We start from the raw sequence: 22380 nt of genomic DNA, 5'->3' as shown, positions 1-22380 counted from the left end.
ATGAACGATGTCGCGCAACTCGCCGATCGCCTTGTATTCCTGCAGTCAGGCCGCATCCTGGCTGATGTCGATAGGGATAGTCTCTTGGAAAGCTGGCGGCAGATTTCATGTCGCGTGGCCAGCCCTTTGAAGGCTCCCGCCCATAGTCTGCGTTGGGAACAGAAGGGCGAGGTGCTGCGTTTCATCTCGCGCGCAGCGGCCCAGGACCTTCGCATGCTGAAAGATCAAGGTGCATCTCACATCGAATCCCATCCTTTGACCCTGGATGAGATCTGCTATTACACACTGGAGGAAGCCCGTCATGCTTAAATTTTTCCTGGCCGACATCAAACAATTGAAAAAGCCCATCATCTTTCTGATCCTGACCATTCCGCTTTTGCATTATCTCGACCGCATGCTTTTTCATGTCGCACTGCCCTCGGCCGTGCACACCATCCATGAAAATTCGGTGGTCAGTTTCAATGATCCCTTCGCCGCATATTCGGGCTGGATCTTTGCTCTCTTCACATCCGTGATCCTGCTGCTCGTTTCGGTGGAAGCCTCGGGCGGATCACAGAGCCGCCTGCCCACCCTCCTGAGTCTTCCGCTCAGCCGCTGGCAGGTGGCCTTGCTGCGGCATCTGCCGTCTTTGATCGTGGTGCCGCTGCTCGGACTCCTGCTCAATTTTTATCGAATGATGCTGAATTTCTTTCGCGGGATGGGCCAGACCGATCTTTGGATGCAGACCGGGACGATGGATTGGGCTACAGCGAAGGCCTGCCTGATCTGGGCCTTCGAGAGCGTGACGAGCATCTATGGTTCAAGCTACATGAGCGTTGTCTATCAATGGGCGGGATGGACCAGCATGAGCCTTCTCATCCTCGGCATCCCCTTATTGATCGACGATCTGTGGCCCCATATCAAGCGCTCCAGCCTTGCGCTGTGGATCAGCATCTCGCTCTTCGCCGGCCTTGCTTTGCAGACTCTTGTATTCAGCCTGAGCAAAGCCCTGGATTTGAATCTGCTTCCTCCCGAGGTCTGGCCAGCTGAACTGATGCCCAGGATTCCGGCCTGGCAGCCGAGTCTGATCACGATTGAATTGACTCTGGCGCTTATGGTCTTGGGACTGGAGCTCTGGCGTTTTCAGCGTCGCTCCAGCTACGTTTGATCTCACTGGGACTTTCTCAGGCGATACTCCGTATAGTTATTCACGCAGCTGCCCTGGAACAAGGTGCCGTCGTTCCCGAACTTCAGACAGAAGTTCGAGAGGCGGCTCTGCAGTTTAAATAGACTGCCGTCCGCAGCGGCCTCAAAGAACTTCCACTGCTCGCTCGCATCCGCCGTGGCCTTGCACGGACGCAGGGTGGGCGGTGTGCCTTCGGCGCCAGTGTTGCCTTCCAGGGTCACGCACTTGTTCGTCATCTTGTGAATGATACGGAAATAGCCGTTATCGCGAATCTCAAGAGTCAGCTGCTGAGTCTCGCTGTTGTTGCAGGGATAACCGCGCAGGATGGAACCGTCTGCGACATTCGCAGCATCGAAAGGCTGCATGCAGTCCATTCTTTGCGAGTCCATGTAGTAAATATTATAGGGACCATCGAGCTTCGGCGCGGTGGGCGTCGGCGTCGCTGTCGGCTTGGGGGTCGGCGTCGGCGTTGGGCTTGAACTGGGCGAGGGCGTTGGCGTTCCACTGGCAGGCGCACCCATTTCGGCCTTCGCTTTTTCGGCTTCGGCTTCTCTTAATTTTTTCTCGAGGTCGGCTCGTTCTGACTCCGACATCTTCTGATTCGTTTCGAGCTGATTTTTCAAGGCCTCGATCAAAACTTCCAGGGTGTCGACGCGCGAGGAATCCGCGGTCGCCGCCTGATCACCGGCGATATCTTCCATGGGACTGCGTGATTTACAGGCTCCCAGGAAAAGCAAGGCGCTCAGAATCCACTCTAATTTGAAGCCGCGAGTCATGGTTAGCCTCTTTTCGTTTGTTTACCCTAAGGTATGCAATCCAAGTCCTGTGCCATAATTACTATGGCATTTTAAATAGTAATATTCAAGCCTTGGCAGGCTTTCGTTTGACGCGAACCGTCAGGCTTCTGGACAGTTTTCAGCCTTTTCACACCTTCCCCTGGACAAGGGCGATTCCCCCCGCTAAAACAGCGAGGCTCACCGAAGGGGATCGCATGGAAACCGCCGCTTTTCAGAAACGACTGCAGGATTATTGGACACCCGAACGTCGCGCCAAGTTCCTGTCAGGAAAGAACTTTTTACTGACTCCCTGGCAAGGCGGAGAGCTGCTTTTTGCGCTGGGCCTTCTGAACAAGGACGCGTCCATGTCTGCGGACGCCAGCCGGAAGTTTATCCAGATCAATCATATGCTCCAACTGCTTCTGCCTTCGCTTAAAGCGCTGGCCAAGAGTTTTCCCAAGGTCCGGGTCGTGGACGCGGGCTGCGGCAATGCCTACCTGAGTTTTCTGATCGCCTGGTACTTTCGCGATATCCTGAAGCATCCCCTTGAACTGATCGGCGTCGATCACAGCCAGGCTATGGTGGATCGTGCGAATGCGCGCGCCGTGCAGCTGGGTTATCAGGAGAGTTTAAAGTTCGCTGTCGCCGATCTGCAGACCTTTTCCTGGCTCACGGAATTTCATAAGGCCTTTGGTCATATCGAAGCCAACCTCAGACCGCATGCCTTCGTCGCGCTGCATGCCTGTGATACGGCCACGGATTATGCGCTGGCTGAGGCTCTGCGTTTGAAATCCGATGTCATCGCCGTGGCCCCCTGCTGCCAGGCGGAGCTGGCTCGGGTTTGGAAGGATCAGCCTTTATCGGATACCCTGCCGCTGACTCCGGTTATGCGCGCGCCTCACTTTCGCCGGGTGGTCGCCGCGGACATGACGGATATGCTGCGCACTCTTCTGCTGCGCAGTCGCGGTTATGAAGTCACGGCCACGGAATTTGTCGCGAGCGAGCACACGCCCAAGAACAGGCTTATGCTGGCCACGCGTCGCGGCAATTATCTGCGGGCAGCCGAGCAGGAGTACGCGTCGCTGAAGTCCGCCCTCGGCGAGCCGCAGTTGAAACTGGAGGTCCTGCTGAAGAAGGCGGGGGAAAGCCACGCGTCGCATGCCTGACAGGAAACGTCCACGCGGTATGAAAGTCCCGGCGTCGCCCGTGCCGTCATCCACACCGCTGCCGTCATCGACACCGCTGCCGTCATCATCACCGCTGCCGTCATCCACACCGCTGCCGTCATCATCACCGCTGCCGTCATCGTTCTACGAACGACCGGCCCCCAAACTCGCCATCGCGCTTCTCGGCTGCAGCCTGATCCGCCGCATCGGCGACAGCTGGGTCGGCGGCATCATCACCGAAACCGAAGCCTATACCGAAGACGATGAAGCCAGCCACAGCTTCCGCGGGCAAACGCTCCGCAATGCCGCGATGTTTCAAAAACCAGGCACGCTCTATGTCTATCGGATCTACGGCATCCACTTCTGCCTGAACATCAGCAGCGGCGCGGAAGGCCTCGGCGAAGCCGTCCTGATCCGCAGCATCGAACCTCTGTGGGGCGTCGATGTCATGCGGGAACTCAGGAAGTGGCCCGAGCCCAAGCCCCTGCGTGGACTCTGCAACGGCCCGGGAAAACTCGCCCAGGCGATGGCCATCAATCTCAGTTTGAATGGGATATATCCGGATGAATCAGCCGAGCTGCAGCTGGGACCAGCGGTGCAGCGCGTTACGAAAGTTCAAAAAGGCCCCAGGGTCGGCATCACCAAGAATGTGGATCGACCCTGGCGCTTTCAGTACTCACCCCACCTGTGAGCCGCGGCCGAAGGGTTGATAGGCGTCAAACATGGCTGCCACCACCCGCCGCAGAAGCAGCCCCAAGGGGTTGGTCAGGCGAATGTTCCAGGTATCCATCACCACCAGACCTTCCTGCGCGAGGCTCTTAAGCTCCTGAAGCTCTTTCGCGAAGTAATGATCGAATTCGATGTCGTAGAAGGATTCCGTATAACCCTTGTCGATCGTTCCATGACAGAAGATCTGGTTGATCACCTCGCGGCGGATCTTGTCATCTTCGGTCAGAATATGGGATTTCCGCTTGTACTCATGATCATCGACCATGCCGAGCCATTGTTCAATCCCCTTCGGGTTCTGAACATAGACATCATCCAGCATACTGATCGCCGATGGCCCAAAACCAAGCAGCGGCAGGTTCCCGCCGGTCGTCATACCCTGAAAATTCCGCTGCAGCTGATCCTTGCGCGCCGCGACCGCCAGGGGATCATTCGACTTCGCGAAATGATCGAGGCCGATGAATTCATAGCCAGCCGCCAGGAAACGATTGATGCCCAAAAGATTCAAAGCCAGCGAATCGGCACCTTCTGGCAGATCCTTATCAATGAAACTCTTCTGCGCCTTGAACATTTCCGGCAGAACGGCCAGACGATAGAACGCGATCCGATCAGGGTCCAACTGAATGACCTGATCCAAAGTCCGATGCATGGACTCTTCCGTCTGGAAAGGCAGACCATAGATCAGATCAAAATTGACGAACGGAATGCCTTGAGCACGGACCCATTCCATCACCTGAGCGACTTTTTCATAGGGCTGAATCCGGTTGACGGCTTTTTGCACCTTGGGTTCAAAATCCTGGATGCCAAAGCTCACACGATTCACGCCGATCTCGTGCAGGTACTTGATCTCCTCTTCCGTCACCCAGCGCGGATCGAGTTCAACGCTCCATTCCGCATCTTCACTGATCGTAAATCGGCTCAGCACGTTTTCATAGAGCTGTCGCCATTGATCCACAGTCAGAAAATTCGGAGTGCCGCCTCCGAAATGCAGCTGCTCGATCACGCAACTATCTATGTGATGGGCGATCTGCGCAACCTCGCGCTCCAAACCTTCCAGATACTTCTGCACGACCGACTGCGTCGCTTCACTGGCGGGATTCATGATTTCCTTCGAACAGCCACAGTAAAAGCAAAGTCGTTGGCAGAAGGGAACATGAAAATAAAGACTGAATGCCTTCTGATTATGCGCAGTGGCATCCAGCTGCTCTTTGATCGCAGGAATGGTCGAAGTATCCTTCCAGCCGGTGATGGCGGGATAAGACGTATAACGGGGCAAAGCGAGCCCGGAGTATTTCAGATAGATTTCTTTTTGGCGTTCATTCAGTGATAGATTCTTTGGCATCGTCGGTCCTTCCCCGTAATCCAGTACCGCTCAGTTTGCAAGGAGCAGGCCACCCACTTAGTTCTTTCAAAACAGGATATTAAGGGCGATATTCCGCTCCATTGTGGGAAATAACACAGGCCTCTCGTCAAGACGAGCATAACATCGGCCTGCCTGTGATAAAAGATCTTCATCAAGACCGGCAGGCCTGACCACAGATCCGCCGCATCTCCTGCTCCAGCGTCGCGCGTCCCGGCTCACCCATGCCCTGCTGCTCGGCAAGGAGAAGAGCTTCGCGAGCCAGGGCCTGCGCTTTCGCATAAAGAGGTTTGGACTCGGCGGGGTTTTTGGCTTCTGTGAAACGAGCCCACGATTGATGAACATCCGCCTGCCGCGCCGCGGCTTGAATCTCACGAAATTCCCTGCGCTCCGTGGCGGCATCGTAAAGCTGGCTGATCCGGCGACTCTCACGCGCAGCGGCCTCGGCTTCGCTAAAGCGGACCAGCTCGCTCAAACGGAGCGCGACATGATCCCAGACGACGATCAGAGCCCGCTGTTTCTCCTGTCCCACGGGCATGCCCTGCGCTAAAAGCAGAGCCTCGCGCAGCCATTGTTCGGATGCAAAATAATTGCGCAAAAGCGCGGCATCCGCATCCAGATGGAGCAAAACCTCGAACCGATCGGAAGGCGTTCCGAGGCGCCGCATATAAAGCCACTGCAGCTGATGCAGCGCATAGGCTTTCTCGTAATCCGCCTTGTCCCGGTAATAGCTCCCAAGTTTTTTCAAACTGCGCGCCAGGACCAGACTTCGCTCGGGTTCCGGCGCTGGCCGCGCATCGCGCAGCTCTTCATAATTCGCGAGCAGATACTGCAGCGCCTTTTCCTTGGCGCCGATCTCCAGATAAGCCTCGCCTAACAGCAGCCTTTGCCAGGCTTTTTCCAAGAGCGTGATCGGCTGCATGCCGCTCAGGATTTTCACGGCGTCCTTGGCCTGGCCACCGTCCAGAAGGACTGCGGCTTCATGCAAAGGCCCCTCGGGAGGAAGAGCTGCTCCCGGCAGCGGCGAGACGTCCAGACTCGGATAAGACGCGTAATCCTGAGCCACAGGTTCGCAGGCTCCCCAAAATAAAATGCCGGCCATGGCCTGTCCCAGACACCAAGCGACTTTCATGTCAGATTCTCCGAAGTCCTTTGAATAACGACAGAATTCAGTCTAACGCAGCCGCTTCCCTGGGGCAATTTTTCCAGGAGGCCACCAGCCGAGGCCCGGGCTCGATTTGAGTGATTGCGCCCCAGGCCAAAGCAAGACATATTTGGCGGCGAAGGATCTTAAGCATAGGAGTCATTGCGACATGAAAAAACTCTTACAGGGTATCGTCGACTTTCGCGAAAAGGTGCAGCCCGCCTATCGCGAAACCTTTGCCCGACTCGCTCTGGGCCAATCACCGGACGCCCTCCTGATTGCCTGCTCAGACAGTCGAGTTGTTCCCAATCTTTTTGCGTCGAGCGATCCCGGCGATATGTTTGTCGTGCGTAATGTGGGTAATCTGATCCCACCCTGCGGTGAGGATGGCATCAGCATCTTCGACAAATCGGAAGCCGCCGCTGTGGAATTTGCAGTGGAGCAGCTGAAAGTTAAGGATATTATCGTCTGTGGACATTCCGAATGCGGAGCCCACATGGCCGTCCTGCGCGGCACCCAGGGGCTGAGCGGAAACCTGCGCAGCTGGCTCCGGCATGCGGAGCCCTCGCTTTATAAAATGCATTCCGGTCCGCATTTCGAATGCCGACATCTTGCACCGCATAATCAATTGTCCCAGCTGAATGTACTGCAGCAGCTCGAACACTTGCGCACCTATCCGAGCGTGCGTCAGGCGATGGACCAGGGAACGCTGCAGTTGCACGGCTGGTGGTTTGATATCGCCAATGCTGAAGTATTGGCCTGGGAACCTACGCTGAATCGTTTTGCTTCGATCGATCGGGAGCTGGCTCAGGTGATCCTGCAAAGGCTTGATCACTAAGCTTTTCACGCCCTTCCCACAAACCTGGGGGCGCGCACCCCTGGGCAAAACCCACAGCGCCATATGGGTTACAAGTCCTCCCGGAATAGAGTTCCCACATCAACTTCAATAAAATATCGCAGTGGCTATGGCTTTGCGACGAAAGAAATGTCATAACTCATTCCGAGAATAGGGTCCCAATCCCGAAACCGCACCATCACGCGCAAGGGCTTGATCATCATGCAAAAAGTTCGAGTCTTCCTGAACACTCGCGCCTCCCAAGGGCAAAGTCGCGACTGGCAGAGTCTGATCCAGCGTCAGCTTTTTAGGAGTGAGCTGGATTTTATTGCACCCCGTGATGAGCACGAGCTACGAGCCGAGATCAACCGAGCAACGGCGGACAAGGTCGACGTCATCGTTTCCGTCGGCGGTGATGGAACCTTTCATACTCTTATTCAACAGCTCGCTGAGCAGGAAACCCGCTTTTTGGTTTTGCCCGCGGGCACGGCCAATGACCTTGCTCGTGAATTGGGCATTCATAATCGCATCAAGGAAGCCCTTGAATTCGTGCGGCTCGATGAGTGGAAAGCGATCGATCTCATCACGGTCAATGGCACGCATATGGCCACCAACGGCGGCATCGGCATCATCGGTGACGTGGCCGAAAGCATCAATCAATGGCGTCGCAGCATTCCCGGTTTTCAGTCGCTCATGAGCAACATCGGTCATCCCATGTATACGCTGATCCTCGGTCTAAAACTCCTCGGCGCGCCCCAGAAAAAATATCGTCTGCGCATAACATCACCTGACTATCGCGGCGAGCTGGAAAGTCCGCTTTTGATGATCAATAATCAACCTTCGGTAGCCGGTTCTTTCAAAATCGCCCCGGAGACAAAGAACGATGACGGTAAATTCAACGTCAGCATCTTCACGCATCATCATCTCTGTCAGCTTCTGACCGGGATTTACCGCGTGCGCCAGCACATTCCACCCACCAATGATCCACGTATGCTGTCCTTTGAAACTGACCGACTGGAACTCGAACTCCTCGACAAGACCGATCAGAAGATGGCCTTTTACGGCGACGGTGAACTCCTGACCAGCGCGCGTCGTTTGGAAATCGGTATCAAGCCGCAGTCGCTCCGCGTATATTCGCATCAGCTGTCCTGTCTGAATGCCTTCGAAGCTTCCAAACGCCTGGAGGTCCCTACGTGAGCACGGTTCTGATCATTGGCGCTGGCACGTTCTATGGTCAGCAGCTCTGCCAGAAGTTTGTCCAGTCGGGATGGAAAGTGGTGGCCTGCAGCCGGCTCCTGCCGCCTCCGGCTGTGAAGGCTTTGCCCGTGCAATGGCTGAACGTCAGCTTCCATGCTCATGCCGATTACCTTCTGCGCCCTGTGCTGCGGGCCGCAGCGGACACCGAGGTCGTGATTCACGCCGGTGGTCATCAGGGCGGCGAAGCGAATCATGCCGTGCTTTATGAAGAGCATGTGGTGCGCACCGCGACCATTCTGAATTTCTGCCGCTATCTGCCACGCCTCAAGCATTACTATCATACGAGCAGCGTGCGCGTGGCCGGATCGCATGTGGGAGCTTTTGACGAAAGCACGAAAATTCGTGATCAGTCCTATGCCGACGTTTGGGCTGGAGCGCAGTTCGCCGCCGAAAAACTGGTGCAGCATGCGGAAACGCCCTTTGCGCGGAGCATCGTGCGACTGGGTGAAATCATCGGGTCGACCGAGACGGGCGAATTCCCCCGCGTCAGCGGCATGTATCACATTCTGAAGGCGCTTTATCGTCTGCGCAGCTCACGCATTCCCTTTCGCAAAATGACATTTTTGCCCTTCGTATTTTCGGAATCCACGCGTCTGCCGCTTTTGCCCGTGGATCGGGCTGCTGACGCCTGCCAACGCCTTGTGGAAGCGAGCGCGGGCGAAAAAGGAAGAATCTTTCATATACTCGGTGGCGAAAATGGGATTTCGGCACGTAAAGTGCTGGCGGAGATGATGGCCTTCGTGGGCCTCGATATGGAACCCTTGGCTTTGCCTTATGATCGCGTGCCGCAGATGATCTGGAAACACTTCAATATGCCACTCGACATGCTGGCGACCCTGAACAGCCCGACCGGGTTTCAGTCGCGCCATCTGCAGGCCTTTATACCGGATTTACGATTTCCGCATTATAAGGAATATGCCGACACTCTGTTCCGCTATGCGGAGGAGCATTTCTTCTCAGGAGGCAAAATCGGATGAAACGGATTATCAGTCTGAGTCTGGGTTCCTCGCGTCAGAACTTTGACCGCATCCTTCAGTTTGCCGGCCAATCCATTCACGTTACGCAGTATGGGGTGGATTACGATGAGGAGCTGCTCTTCCGTCTTGCCCGCCAGTATCAAAATGAATGCGATGTGCTGGCTTTCAGCTGCATTCCAGCACCTGTATACATAGGCCGCAAAACTCTGCGGCATCGTATTCTGAAGCGTCTCGACCAGGAAGTCACCCAGGTCCCCATGGTCACCGGGCATCTTCTGCGGTCGACGTTTTTCGACTGGACCCTGCAGCATGTGATCAATCACGGTGAATTGAAGATTCAGAACAGCACGCTGACCTTCCTTTCGGGTCTGACTCAATATGAAGCTCTGCAATCATTGGGCGGCCAGGCCAAGGATCTTTATTTCTTCGATCCCTGCCTTCAGTACCAGGTTCCCACGGCCCTGCACGGTCTCAAGGCCCTGCGGACCTATGCGAGCATCGCCGGACGCGCGCTCCAGAATCATATGCTGAAGCTTCCCGCCAAACCCATTCAGTTGTCGGCGCTCGGCCTGAATCCTTTGGTGCGGAAAGCCATGTCCGCTGATTATTTCATCGGAACGAGCAATATCCTGCGCTGCTTCGATCTTCAGGACTTTTCGGATAAAACCCTGCTCCTGGACGACATGAACCAGGAACTGGCCGCCGACCTTCGGGCCGCCAAGGTCTTCAACGCTTTCTGGTTCAAGCCGCAGATTCCGGGGCTGGCCAATGATTTGCCCTATTCGGTTCTTGAGGGCCTGATTCAGCTTTGTCAGGAAAGCGATGAGAGCTTGAATCAGGACGATATCCTCGAATTCCTGACGATCCATCGCGTGAATCCCTGCATGCAGCGTCTGCATGAAGATCGCGACGCCTCGATTCGGCGCTTTGCCTTCATCATTCATCCCCTCAGTCGCCGCGACCTTTATCGCCATCCGGCCCTGAAGCCTCTGACCTGGCTGCCGGACCGCGTGCAGCCTTGGATGGAGCGCGGCATTGGCAAAGTTCCGGGCGTCCTCTACGGTCGCATCAAAGGTATCCAGAGCATGGCCGATGGCGGTCTCGCGGAGGGTTTGATCTATACGCTGTTCGCCACACCGAAAGAGATGCTGGCGGCCAACCCTGATGCCATCTACGAAAAAATCCTGGCGATTGCCGAGGACGCGAAAAAGCGCGGCGCGGAAATCATCGGCCTCGGCGCGTTCACGAAAATCGTCGGAGACGCGGGCGTAACCGTCGCCCAGCGCAGTCCGATCCCTGTGACCACCGGCAATTCGCTTTCGGCGGCTGCCACCCTTTGGGCGGCGCGAGATGCCTTGGTCAAACTCGGGTTTATTCAGATCAATCAGAACAAAAAGAATAAAACTCAGGGCCGTGCCATGGTCATCGGAGCGACCGGCAGCATCGGCAAAGTCTGCGCCCGTATTCTTGCCGATATCTTCACGGATGTCGTGCTGGTCGGAACCAACGGCGCGCGTCTTATGACTCTGCGGGATGAAATTCAGCAGACCGCACCGCACTGCCGCCTGACGGTCAGCACGCGGCCGGATCGCTTTGCGGGCCAGTCGGATCTGATCGTGATTTCAACCAGCGCCACTGAAGGCGGTGTGCTGTCGATCGATAGCATCAAGCCCGGCGCTCTGGTCTGTGACGTGGGCCGTCCTTTGACTTTCTCGGCCAGTGAAGCGATCAGTCGCCCGGATGTGCTCATCATCGAAAGCGGGGAAATTGAACTGCCCGGCAAGGTTTCGCTCAACTGCGATATCGGGCTCGAAGCGAGCGTGGTTTACGCCTGTCTTGCCGAAACCGCGCTGCTGGCCCTGGAAGGACGTTTGGAATCTTTCACGCTCTCGCGAAACATCAATTACCGGAAGGTGATCGAGATCTATAAAATGGCCAAAAAGCACGGGGCGCGCCTGGCCACCATCCGCAGTCCCAATGGCATTGTCACCGACCAGGAGATCGAACTCTGCCGGGAACATGCGCTCCGGGCCCTGCGCAGCACGCGTGAGTCGTCAAGCGGCAAGCATACTCATGCGCCGGTTGAGCCGACGCCGGCCCAGCTTCATCTTGAGCCCGTTGAGATGATGCCAGGCTGACCTTTTAGATCCCTGTTTTCATTCATCTATCCCCACCACACAGTCCGATTGGATGCGTCACAGAGTGCAGGTCAATCGGCGCATTCCTTGACAATTGCTGGATATATCTTATATATCCACAGATGACCTACCGTTTGATTACCTCTTGGAAACTTGATGACACTTACTACCGAAAAAAGAATAGAACTCACAGAAAAACTAAGACCCGTGTTTATCCAGCATGGCCGTGAAGCCCGCGTGGAACACGTATCTTTTTTTCTGGACCTGAATCCTGAGCAGCAGGAAGCCGTTAAGAAAATCCTGAAAAAATTCCGTTCGGGCTCGCACACGCCCGACAGCTTGCTTGAAGAATATCATCGTTGGAAGGACGGCGCCGGCGTTCCCAAAATTCAGCCGGCCGCTCCCAAAACCTTTATAAAAAGCGTCAACCGCGCGGCGAGCCAGTCTTTGAAACAGGCCCATCGGAACGTTCCCGAGGATCTGAAGAAAGAGCAGGCGAAGGCCGAGAAGCGGGAGAAGAAAGCCGCTCAGAAGCGGCAGAAGAATGCGCTCGAAATCGCTTTGATCGCAGCGCTGCGGGAAAACCGCGAATTCTCGGATTATAAGGACGTGTTTTTTGCAGCCCGTGGCAAGCAGAGAAAGCTGATCGCTTTCCTCGGCCCCACCAACAGCGGCAAGACTCATGCGGCCATGGAAGCTCTGCGTACGGCCCATTCGGGTGTTTACCTCGGGCCTTTGCGCCTGATGGCCCTCGAAAACTACGACCGCCTGCGTGAGAAAGGGGTCAAGGCCGGACTCCTTACGGGTGAAGAGCGCGTGGACCTGGCCGAGGCCACCCACGTTTGCCAGACGATCGAAACAGCCGACTTCAACCAGAACTATGAAGTGGCTGTGATCGACGAGATTCAGCTTTTGACCGACAAGGATCGCGGGGGCTACTGGCTCAACGCGGTCATCGGCATCGCGGCCGATGTCGTCTACCTCTGCGGCGCTCCGATCGTGGAAAACATCCTGCGGGATCTTGCGGAGCTGACCGGCGACGAGATCGAGATCATCTATACCCAAAGGATGTCGCCTTTGGTTTTTGCCGAGCATAAAGAGGATCCGAAGAAACTCCCCGAGGCAGGTACAGCATTCATCTGTTTTTCGCGGAAGAACGTCCTGCTGTGGAAGGACATGCTGGAAGGAGCCGGGGCCAATGTCTCGGTGGTGTACGGCGCGCTCTCGCCTGAAGTGCGAAAAGAGCAATCCCGCCGTTTCCGCGATGGGGAGACGGATTACCTCGTGGCCACCGATGCCGTGGGCATGGGGTTGAACCTGCCGATCCACAAGATCCTTTTCACGGAAACGGAAAAGTTCGATGGCGAAGGCTTCCGGCGTCTTGCCCCCCAGGAAGTCAAGCAGATCGGAGGCCGCGCGGGTCGCTACGGCATCGCTTCGGAAGCCGGGATTATCACGAGCTATGATGCCAAGGACCTGCACTTTCTGCGGCAGCGTTACACCGCTCCCGAACCCGATGTGGGCCTGACCGATGTGCATATGAAGCCGACCGCGGCGCACATTCGAAAAATCTGTGAAAGTTTTAATAACCACAGCTTGGATTTCGCCCTCAGGAAATTCCAAAAGATCGGTCATGAGATTTTCTCGGTCGATATCTCGGAAGAGACCCTGATCGTGGCCGAGAAGATGGATCGGATCTTCGGCACCGATGCGTCGTCGCTCAGCGTCCGCTGGTTCTTCAGCATCGCGCCGGCGGATCCGAAAAACGAGGATGCCTTCGGGTACTTTCTGGATCTGGCGATCGGCTACAAGAAGGTCCTGGAAAAAGAGAAGAACACCGTCGACCTTCGAATCTTTGAGGATCCCGGTGCCCGTCTGGAATATGCCGAGTCCCAAAGGAAGAACCTGACAGTTTACCTCTGGTTCGCCAACAAAAAACCGGAAATTTTCCAGGAAAAAGAAAAGGCGCAGGAATTGGCCGCGTTCTATGACGGGCTGATCAATAAGCTGCTGGCCGGCAATAAAAGGGTGACGCGGAAGAAAACTATAGGGCTTCCTCTTTCCTTCTGCACTGAATGCAAGGCGATGATGCCTCCATTCTCGCAGTTCTCCGTCTGCCGGGACTGCCACGCCCAGCGGCGTTAAACACGCCCGGCGGCGTTCAACACGCCCGGCGACGTTCAACACGCCCGGCGACGTTAAAGACCCGAAGGGTCAGGGCTTCGACCCTGACCGGATCACTCCCCTCCCAATTTTAATCAGCTCCACTATCGACACGGGAAAAATCGCCAGAATCAGCATGGGCATCCATGTATCCAGGCCAAACTTGGGATCCGCGCGTAAAAAGATCACACGCAAAGCGGGAATGTAAACGATCGCAAACTGAAGTCCCGCCGCCACGATAAGAGCCCCGATCAAGGCGGGGTTGCTGAGTGCGCCTCGGCTCCAGTAGGTCTGGGTCTGACTCCGGCAGCCAAGCGCAAAGAACAGCTGCGCAAAAGCACAGATGAAAAATGTAACCGTCTGGGCCAAAGGCAACTGACCCCGCGTGGGTGGATGCAAAGCATAAGACCAGTAAAAACCTATGAGCATCATCGCGGTCAGAAGCAGGCCATGACCAAGGATGCGGCGGCCATTGCCCCAGGACAGGATAGGTTCCTTGACCGGCCTTGGCTTTCGACGCATGATGCCGGGCTCAGGCCGCTCCGCAGCCAAAGCCAGGGCCGGGAAGCCATCGGTCGCGAGATTGATCCAAAGGATTTGCATCGGCTGCAGCGGCAAGGGCCAGCCCACGATCACGCAGGTCAGCACAAGCAGGACCTCGCTGACATTGCCCGCTAAAAGATAATGAATGATGTTTTTGATGTTATCAAGAATCCCGCGCCCCTCTTCCACCGCGTTCACGATCGAAACGAAGTTATCATCCATCAGAATGATATCCGATGCCTCCTTCGTCACATCGGTGCCGGTGATGCCCATCGCAATGCCGATATCAGCGGCCTTGACCGCGGGCGCATCATTCACCCCGTCGCCGGTCATGGCAACGATGGCCCCATGTTTTTTCCAGGCTTCAATAACTTTCAGCTTATGCTCCGGGGTGACACGCGCATAAACAGCAATGCCGGCGACATCCTTTTCGAGTTGACCTAAAGGTCCATCATCAATGTCCTGCCCTGTCATCACACGCCCGTCGGCCGTCGTTAATCCCAGTTCCATGGCGATGGCCCGGGCTGTGGCCGGATGATCCCCGGTGATCATCACCGGCATGATTCCAGCGTCGAGACAGCTCCGAATAGCGGCCTTCGCCTCATCGCGCGGCGGATCCATCATTCCGACCAGGCCGACATAGATAAGCTCGTCTTCCTTATAGTCGGTCTGCACTGCGGGAAAGCTGCGAAATGCCAGACCGAGCACACGCAGAGCCCGGGACGACATCGCATGGTTCGCATTCAAAATTTCCTGACGACGGGCTGGACTGAGCCTTCGCACCTGACCATCCCACAGCTCATGAGCGCAGCAGCTCAGCAGCGATTCGGCCGCACCTTTCATGAGCATCATCGGTCCACCGCCCTCGGCCTGGACCACGATCGACATGCGCTTTCGTTCATCAAAGGGCTTGTTTTGCAGAAGGGGATCGTTGCCCACTGCAATGCCTGCCTTGTCCGCGGCAATCAAGAGCGCGGCTTCGGTGGGATCTCCAAGAACCGACCAGGACTGGGAAGGAGCCGCTTCCGGGATGATTTTCGCGTGATTGCAGCGCGCTCCGATCCAAAGCGCCAAATGCAGATCGTCATCCCCGGAGCCAAGGCCCTCGACCTCGCGCGTCCGCGTGATGGCACCTTCCCTTTGATAGCCCGATCCACTGACTTCATAAGCATAGGGACCGATCTCCAAAACCCGGACGGTCATCTCGTTGCGGGTCAGTGTTCCGGTTTTATCCGTGCAGATGACGGTGACCGATCCCAAAGTTTCCACGCTCGGCAAGCGTCGGATCAAGGCATTGCGTTTGGCCATGCGGGTCAGGCCAAGAGCCAGCGCGATCGTGACGAAGGCCGGCAGGCCCTCCGGGATCACCGCGACCGCAAGGCTGATCGCAAAAAGAAAAACATCTTTCAACGCATCCCCGCGCAGGCTATAAAGCGCAAAAATAAGCGCAATCATGCCGAGGCAGAGCACGATGAGTATGCGACCGAGTTCAGCCAGGCGAAGCTGCAAAGGGGTCGGCTCCTGCGGCTGCCTTTGCAGGATTCCTGCGATGTGCCCCAATTCGGTTTGCATTCCGGTCGCCACCACGAATCCTTTCGCGCGGCCGGAAAGCACTGTGGTGCCCATGAAGAGCATATTGCTGCGTTCGGCCAGTATGGTTTTTTCAGCAAGAGGTGGCTGGGCTTTTTTATGGACCGGGACGGATTCGCCGGTCAGGGCCGCTTCCTGGCAACGGCAATCGTAGGCTTCGATCAAGCGCGTATCCGCCGGCACGAAATCGCCGGCCTCCAGTTCAATCAGATCACCAGGGACAAGGTCGACGGCGGCAATCAATCGGCTCGCGCCGCTACGAATCACGCGCGCCTGGGGCGAGGCGAGCTGACGCAAACTCGCGATCGCTTGTTCCGCTCGCGCTTCCTGAAAAAATCCGATCACTCCGTTCAAAAGCACGATGGCAAGGATGGCCCAGGTTTCCGTCCATTCCCCCATGAGACCGGCCATGGCTGCCGCGACGATGAGGATTACTATCAGAACAGATTGGAACTGTTTGAAAAATTTAATCAGCCAGGATTCCGATGTTTCCTCTTCCAGCTGATTCGAGCCATACTCGCCCAAGCGCCGCTGGACCTCATCATCCGAGAGTCCTCGTTCAGGATCGGTCTGCATATATTCCTTGAGCCGCTCCAAAGTCAGGGCATAAGGTTGAGACGGAATCGGTGGCATGGATGCGGCATCCTTCATGGAGTTCCAAACGAAGCGGACGCAAGCAATCCTACAGACTATGCAGGAATCCACAAGTCTACTCTTGGAAAATCCCCACCCTGGGAAAGAAAGGAGGGTCTTATGAAAAACGATCGACAGCTGCAGAGAGATATCATAGCGGCACTGGAATACAGTCCCGCGGTTGCCGCCGAGCACATTGGTGTGGCCGTTCAGGATGGAGTGGTAACCCTGACCGGAGAGGTCAGCAGTTATGCCGAAAAATATGCAGCCGAGCGAGCCTGTTTTCGAGTTCACGGGGTGAAGGCTGTCGCCGATTCCCTTGAAGTCAAACTGCCCGGCACGCATGTGCGTTCCGATACGGATATTGCGCGGGCAGCTGCGGACGCTTTGGCCTGGAATGTCCTGGTTCCGGCGTCCGTTCAGGTGTCGGTGGAAAACGGCCGGGTGATCCTGCGCGGGCATGTGGATTGGGATTTTCAACGCAACGCTGCGGAAAAAGCTCTCCGCAACCTGACTGGAATTACCGAGCTCGTCAATCACATCAGCATCGAAAAGGGCGTCGAGCCTTTGGATGTGAAGAAAAAAATCGAAGAAGCCCTGCAGCGCATGGCGGCGGACGACGCACAAAACATCGGTGTTGAAATCAGTGGCAGCAAAGTGATACTCACAGGCACAGTGCAAAGTCTTGCAGAAAGCGAAGACGTAAAATGGGCTGCCTGGGCGGTTCCAGGTGTTTCGGATGTGGAAAATCGTCTCCGAATCAGTGAGGACGGGCGACCTTGAACAAGTGGGAACAGCGGTTCAAAACGTTTTCCTTCCTGGCCTGTTTGGGCACGGTCGCGATCAGTCTTACAGCCTTGCTCGGAATGTATGCGGACAAACCGCCCCTTCGGCAATGGTTTGATGAAAGTCCGCCGATGCGTTTCAATACCGCGGTCGCCCTGGGCTGCGCGGGTGTAAGTCTGATCCTGCGCAGTATGGATCCTGCCAGTGTCCGCCGCAAACTCGCCAACCGCATCGGTCTCGCTCTTGGTTTCGTGCCGTTCCTCATAGGTTTCATCACGCTGCTGCAATATTCAGTACCGATCGACCTTGGCGTGGATCACCTGTTTTCCCAAGATAAGCTGTCCGTCAAGGGAATTCCGGGACGTCCAGCTCCGGAAACGGCTCTGAACCTTACCCTACTGGGATTAGCCCTTATCCTTAACAATCGCCGCGAGCCGTCGCTGCAGCTGATTCATCGGCTGCTATCGGCACTGCTCCTGGTCCTGCCTTTGATCACTCTCATCAGCGCGTTTTTAGGAGCTGATCAATTCTACAGTATGTTTCCAGCCTTTAGGCATGCAAGCGGCGCGGCCACCAATACGGCCGTCGCTTCGGTTTTGCTGTCGTTCGCGCTGCTTTTCAGGCCCCCCTATGACGGTCTCGCCGGACTATTCATACAGGAGACCGTCGGTGGCGTCATCGCCCGGCGACAGCTGATTGCCGTGATTGTGGCGCCCTTTTTCATCGTCTTTGTCAGCCGCTTTGAATATTTCTTCGGTCAGACCAATCGGCCTTATGCGCTGGCCTGGGCCATGCTGTTCACGCTTGGGGGCCTTCTCCTCTTCAACTGGTTGACAGCACGAGAACTCGATAGATTGGACCAGCAGAGGCAAAAGGATGAGCTCAAACTCAAAAACCAGGAGCAGCTTTTAAGCGGAGTTCTGGATGCCGTGCCGGTTGGGATTTGGATAACCGATAGCACAGGGAAAATCACCAGGGGCAACCCTGCAGGAATCGAAATCTGGCGCGGCATGCGGTATGTCGGCATCGAGCAGTATGGAGAATACAAAGGCTGGTGGGCGCATAATGGGCAATTGATAGGCGCGCATGAATGGGCCTTGGCGCGAGCTTTGGAGAAAGGGGAAACATCGGTCGATGAAACCATCAAGATCGAATGTTTCGATGGCTCCCATAAGGTCGTTTTGAATTCAGCCATGCCCCTGCGCAATGAGTCAGGCGGCATCCTCGGTGCGATCGTCACCAACTACGATATCTCGCGGCGCTACCGCTTGGAAAGAAACCAGGCCCTCGTCGCGCATGCAGGCGAGGAGCTGATCGCCATGCGGGATGTCCAGGACACCCTGCAGCGGGTGACGAGTCTCATGACCGAAGAGTTCGCCGACTCCAGCCTTATTTATCTGCTGGATGAAACCGGGGTGCCGCGGCTCGTGTCCAAAGCTCATAACAGTGCTATCAGCGCGGAGCGCTTTGAAGCCTTTTTGAATCGCTATGCGCCCAATCCCAGGACCCGTCTGGGCGTGCTGGGCGTCCTCGACACGCGCCGCTCGGTTCTGATTTCGAATGTCGATGAATCGGTGATCGCTTCCATAGCCCAGAACGCGGAGCAGGCCGCGGAGCTTCGGAAAATCCTGCATTCCTATATGTTCGTCCCTATGATCGCCGAAGATAAGAAAATCGGTGTCCTTGGCTTTATCAGCTACGAACGCACTCGTCATTATGATGAACTGGACCTCATGTCCGCCGAGGAGCTGGGACGTCTCGCAGCGCTCGCCATCGAGAATGCGCGCTATGCAGAAAGGTTAAAGCAAGCGGTCCAGGCTCGCGAGGACGTGGTGGCTATCGTGTCCCATGACCTGCGCAGTCCCCTGACTGTGATCATGCAAAGCTGCGATCTGATCACAAAGCAGCTGACGCGCTCACAGACCGGCGAACAGATCGTACGCATCGCCCAGCTGGCAAAATCCGCTAGCCGCCGCATGCACGAGCTGATCGCCAATCTTCTCGATCTCTCTCACCTTGATTCCAATCAGTTCGTTCTGCACTATGAAAGTTTCGAGGGCATGGCCATCATTCGGGAGACCATCGACCTTCTGCGCCCCTTTGCGACTGAAAAATCTGTGCAGCTCAAGATGAATCTCCCTGACTCCCTGCCGCTCTTCTATATGGATCGAACGCGCTTCTGTCAGATTCTGAATAACCTGATCACCAACGCCATCAAATACACGCCTGCAGATGGAACGATTGACCTGAGCGTTCACCTGCGCGAGGATGGTTGGCTGGAATTCAATGTCACGGACACCGGCGTTGGCATCAAAGAGGATTATCTTCCTCTGCTTTTCGAACGCTACTGGAAGCCGCATGATTCCAAAGGGGGTTTCGGGCTGGGACTGTTCGTGGTCAAAGGCATCGTCGAAGCGCATGGCGGCCAGGTGCGGGTGACGAGCGAGGAAGGGCGCGGAACGTCCTTCACCTTCACCCTCCCTTCAACCTTGATCCATCAGCGCCTGGGTGCGGCCGCCTGCGGTCATCCCGCTACGAATGAGGACGAGCTTCCGCCGCTTCAATCTCTTTGACCAAAAGCGTGGTCTTCATCAGCGTATCAGGATTCAGCGAAATGCTGTCGATGCCCTCCTTCACAAGGTAAGCGGCAAATTCAGGATAATCACTGGGAGCCTGGCCACAGATTCCGATTTTGGTATGGGAGGCCTGAGCCTTGCGAAGCAGCTCGCTGATCGTGCGCTGCACGGCGGCATTGCGTTCGTCGAAAATTTCAGCGAGGAGTTCCGAATCCCGATCCACGCCGAGCGTCAGCTGGGTCAGATCATTGGAGCCAATGGAAAAGCCATCGAAGATCTTCGCGAACTCATCCGCCAGGATCACATTGCTGGGGATCTCACACATCACGTAAACCTCAAGACCATCACGTCCGCGCTCCAGCCCATTCTCTTTCATGACCTGCAGCACCTTGCGCCCTTCATCCAAAGTTCGGCAGAAGGGAATCATGACCTTGACATTGGTCAGCCCCATTTCATTGCGAACCTTTTTGATGGCCTCGCATTCCAAAGCAAAACCTTCCTTATAAAGCGGACTGTAGTAGCGGGAGGCCCCGCGGAAACCGATCATGGGGTTGTCCTCGACCGGCTCGAATTGCCGGCCGCCCAGAAGGTTCGCATATTCATTGGTCTTGAAATCGCTGAAGCGGACGATCACCGGCTTCGGATAAAACGCGGCCCCCAGCATGGCGACACCCTGAGCCAGCTTGTCTATGAAATAGGCCGCGCGGCTCGGATAGCCCTGGGTCAAAGCCGCTATTTTCTCGGCATCGGCGTGATTTTTCAGCTGATCAAAGCGCAAGAGGGCCATGGGATGGATTTTGATGGAATGGTTGATGATGAATTCAATCCGGGCCAGCCCCACTCCATCATTCGGGATTTGGCTCAGACGGAAGGCTTCATCAGGGTTGGCGATATTCATCATGATCTGTGTCCGCGGGCGCTGGGCGACCGCTTCCGCATCCACCGACTGCTGCTCATAGGCGAGGGCCCCTTCATAGACATGACCCGTTTCCCCTTCCGCGCAGGACACGGTGATCATCTGCCCATCGCGCAGGGCCTCGGTTCCATTTTCCGTTCCCACGATCGCCGGCAGACCCAGCTCGCGACTGACGATAGCCGCGTGGCAGGTGCGGCCCCCGCGATTGGTGACGATCGCAGCCGCTTTCCGCATGGAAGGTTCCCAGTCAGGATCAGTTTTTTCTGTGACCAGGATCTCGCCGTCCTGAAGCTCCCTCAGGTTCATGGCATCCCGAATCACCCGGGCCTTCCCATGGGCGATTTTCTCGCCCACCGCACGGCCTTCCGCCAGGACCTTGCCCGGTTCTTTCAGCCGATAGAACGAGAGCTGAAGCGTATTCTTCTGCGACTGCACGGTTTCAGGTCGCGCCTGCAGAATGTAAAGGCGCCCGCTGATTCCATCCTTGCCCCATTCCATATCCATCGGCGTGGGCCGCCCTTTCAATTCCGAAAAATAATCCTCGATCGCCCCCGCCCAGTGCGCCAGCTGCAGGATATCCTCATCACTGATGCAGATCCTTCCGCGCTCGGCCTCGGGCACAGGGACGTTCCGCACCATGCGACTGCCGCCCGCATCATAGATCATTTTATATTCCTTCGAGCCGACTTTCTTTTGCAGGATGGGCCGCTTTCCCTGCCTCAGGGTCGGCTTGAACACATAGATCTCATCTGGGTTGACCGCGCCTTGAACGATGTTTTCACCCAGCCCATAGGAGGCGTTGATCAGGACGGCGTTCTTAAAACCTGTCTCGGTATCCAGAGAAAACATGATACCGGAGCAGGCAAGATCCGAACGCACCATGTGCTGCACGCAGATCGACAACGCTATGGAGAAATGATCAAAGCCGCGATCTTCACGATAGGAGATCGCGCGATCGGTGAAGAGCGACGCGAAACACTGTTTGCACGACAGCAGGAACTGCTCCTCGCTTCTTACGTTCAGATAGGTTTCCTGCTGACCGGCGAAGCTCGCTTCGGGAAGGTCCTCGGCCGTGGCGCTGCTGCGAATGGCCACGCCCGCGTCCCAGCGTCCTTCCATGAGTTCGCGAAAGGCCTCCAATGCCGGTTTTTGCAGGGCTTCCGGGAGCCTTGCGTTCACGATGCGCTGCCGGATCGTCTGGCCGACCCTTTGCAGTTCATCGGCATTCTTCAGATCAGTTCCTTCAATCGTCGACCTGATAAAATCACGCAGTCCGTTTTCATCAAGAAAGAACCAGTACGCGGCCGCGGTGATGCCAAAACCATTGGGTATGGCAATGCCTTTGGCTCCGAGCTTCTGGTACATTTCACCGAGCGCTGCTGTTTTCCCGCCAACCTGGGGTAAATCGTTCAGGCTGATATCCCCTAGCCATTGAATGTAGGGGGCGGCTGTTGACGTTTTCATGGGGATATCTCCTCCATAAACTTACGATGAGTTTACCTGGAAAGGAAAAAGAGCAAGGACTGTGCCCGCTGTTTAAGTCCTCATGCTGGCCGCAGACCTTCCAGAGTCGCGGCATCTCACTCGATGAACTGGCTCAATTCACGCCGTGGCCTCGCTCTTCGCCGC

At 56.1% G+C, this 22380-nt stretch carries 16 protein-coding genes; 11 read left to right on the top strand and 5 right to left on the bottom strand.

What is annotated here, in order from left to right; all coding sequences use genetic code 11:
• The coding region (locus tag VFO10_RS15415; protein ID WP_325141689.1) for a hypothetical protein at positions 1-309 on the top strand (309 nt) is incomplete at its 5' end.
• Positions 302-1147 carry a hypothetical protein gene (locus tag VFO10_RS15410; protein WP_325141688.1) on the top strand — a complete coding sequence of 282 codons (846 nt, stop codon included), beginning with the start codon at positions 302-304 and terminating at the stop codon, positions 1145-1147. The genes VFO10_RS15415 and VFO10_RS15410, both read left to right, overlap by 8 nt.
• 2 nt (positions 1148-1149) lie before the next feature.
• Here VFO10_RS15410 and VFO10_RS15405 read toward each other — a convergent pair whose 3' ends face one another.
• Complete coding sequence (locus tag VFO10_RS15405; protein WP_325141686.1) at positions 1150-1941, bottom strand: RICIN domain-containing protein; 792 nt, start codon at positions 1939-1941, stop codon at positions 1150-1152.
• A 215-nt stretch (positions 1942-2156) separates the two neighbouring features.
• Between VFO10_RS15405 and VFO10_RS15400 the strand changes: the two genes are divergently transcribed.
• Together VFO10_RS15400 and VFO10_RS15395 are read left to right on the top strand one after the other, a co-directional pair.
• Positions 2157-3107, top strand: coding sequence for an SAM-dependent methyltransferase (locus VFO10_RS15400; RefSeq protein ID WP_325141684.1), 951 nt, complete (start codon positions 2157-2159; stop codon positions 3105-3107).
• Positions 3108-3126: 19 nt separating this feature from the next.
• Positions 3127-3798 (top strand): DNA-3-methyladenine glycosylase, encoded by a 672-nt coding sequence (locus VFO10_RS15395; RefSeq protein WP_325141682.1) that lies wholly within the window; start codon positions 3127-3129, stop codon positions 3796-3798.
• On the opposite strand, the gene hemN is transcribed toward VFO10_RS15395, so the two are convergent.
• Together hemN and VFO10_RS15385 are read right to left on the bottom strand one after the other, a co-directional pair.
• Positions 3784-5175, bottom strand: a complete 1392-nt coding sequence (gene hemN, locus VFO10_RS15390) for an oxygen-independent coproporphyrinogen III oxidase (RefSeq protein ID WP_325141680.1) — start codon at positions 5173-5175, stop codon at positions 3784-3786. The genes VFO10_RS15395 and hemN overlap by 15 nt on opposite strands.
• A gap of 172 nt (positions 5176-5347) precedes the next feature.
• On the bottom strand, positions 5348-6325 hold the full coding sequence (locus tag VFO10_RS15385; RefSeq protein ID WP_325141678.1) for a hypothetical protein: 978 nt from the start codon (positions 6323-6325) through the stop codon (positions 5348-5350).
• Positions 6326-6506: 181 nt separating this feature from the next.
• Between VFO10_RS15385 and VFO10_RS15380 the strand changes: the two genes are divergently transcribed.
• The 5 genes from VFO10_RS15380 (at position 6507) to VFO10_RS15360 (ending at position 13689) form a co-directional block, all read left to right on the top strand.
• Positions 6507-7175 carry a carbonic anhydrase gene (locus tag VFO10_RS15380; RefSeq protein WP_325141676.1) on the top strand — a complete coding sequence of 223 codons (669 nt, stop codon included), beginning with the start codon at positions 6507-6509 and terminating at the stop codon, positions 7173-7175.
• Between the two features lie 219 nt (positions 7176-7394).
• A complete protein-coding gene (locus tag VFO10_RS15375; RefSeq protein ID WP_325141674.1) occupies positions 7395-8369 on the top strand; it encodes a diacylglycerol/lipid kinase family protein in 975 nt (324 codons plus the stop codon).
• Complete coding sequence (locus VFO10_RS15370; RefSeq protein ID WP_325141672.1) at positions 8366-9406, top strand: NAD-dependent epimerase/dehydratase family protein; 1041 nt, start codon at positions 8366-8368, stop codon at positions 9404-9406. The genes VFO10_RS15375 and VFO10_RS15370 overlap by 4 nt, the downstream gene beginning before the upstream one ends.
• Positions 9403-11544 carry a hypothetical protein gene (locus VFO10_RS15365; RefSeq protein WP_325141670.1) on the top strand — a complete coding sequence of 714 codons (2142 nt, stop codon included), beginning with the start codon at positions 9403-9405 and terminating at the stop codon, positions 11542-11544. Before VFO10_RS15370 ends, VFO10_RS15365 begins: the two co-directional genes overlap by 4 nt.
• 156 nt (positions 11545-11700) lie before the next feature.
• Positions 11701-13689 (top strand): helicase-related protein, encoded by a 1989-nt coding sequence (locus tag VFO10_RS15360; RefSeq protein ID WP_325141668.1) that lies wholly within the window; start codon positions 11701-11703, stop codon positions 13687-13689.
• 69 nt (positions 13690-13758) lie between these two features.
• Here VFO10_RS15360 and VFO10_RS15355 read toward each other — a convergent pair whose 3' ends face one another.
• Positions 13759-16473 (bottom strand): cation-translocating P-type ATPase, encoded by a 2715-nt coding sequence (locus tag VFO10_RS15355; RefSeq protein ID WP_325141665.1) that lies wholly within the window; start codon positions 16471-16473, stop codon positions 13759-13761.
• Positions 16474-16593: 120 nt separating this feature from the next.
• Between VFO10_RS15355 and VFO10_RS15350 the strand changes: the two genes are divergently transcribed.
• Entirely contained in the window at positions 16594-17256 is a 663-nt protein-coding gene (locus VFO10_RS15350) for a BON domain-containing protein (protein WP_325141663.1), read from the top strand.
• The gene (locus VFO10_RS15345; RefSeq protein WP_325141661.1) at positions 17253-19832 is read left to right on the top strand and encodes a PAS domain-containing sensor histidine kinase; all 2580 of its coding nucleotides are present in this window, start codon (positions 17253-17255) and stop codon (positions 19830-19832) included. The genes VFO10_RS15350 and VFO10_RS15345 overlap by 4 nt, the downstream gene beginning before the upstream one ends.
• Here VFO10_RS15345 and ppsA read toward each other — a convergent pair.
• A complete protein-coding gene (gene ppsA, locus VFO10_RS15340; RefSeq protein ID WP_325141659.1) occupies positions 19792-22215 on the bottom strand; it encodes a phosphoenolpyruvate synthase in 2424 nt (807 codons plus the stop codon). The two genes, VFO10_RS15345 and ppsA, sit on opposite strands and share 41 nt — an antisense overlap.
• Between the last annotated feature and the right edge of the window lie 165 nt (positions 22216-22380).

Origin of the sequence: Oligoflexus sp., assembly GCF_035712445.1 — a bacterium.
Taxonomy (GTDB): domain Bacteria; phylum Bdellovibrionota_B; class Oligoflexia; order Oligoflexales; family Oligoflexaceae; genus Oligoflexus.
The sequence above is the reverse complement of the archived record's forward strand: the minus strand, read 5'-3'. Positions and strand labels throughout refer to the sequence as shown.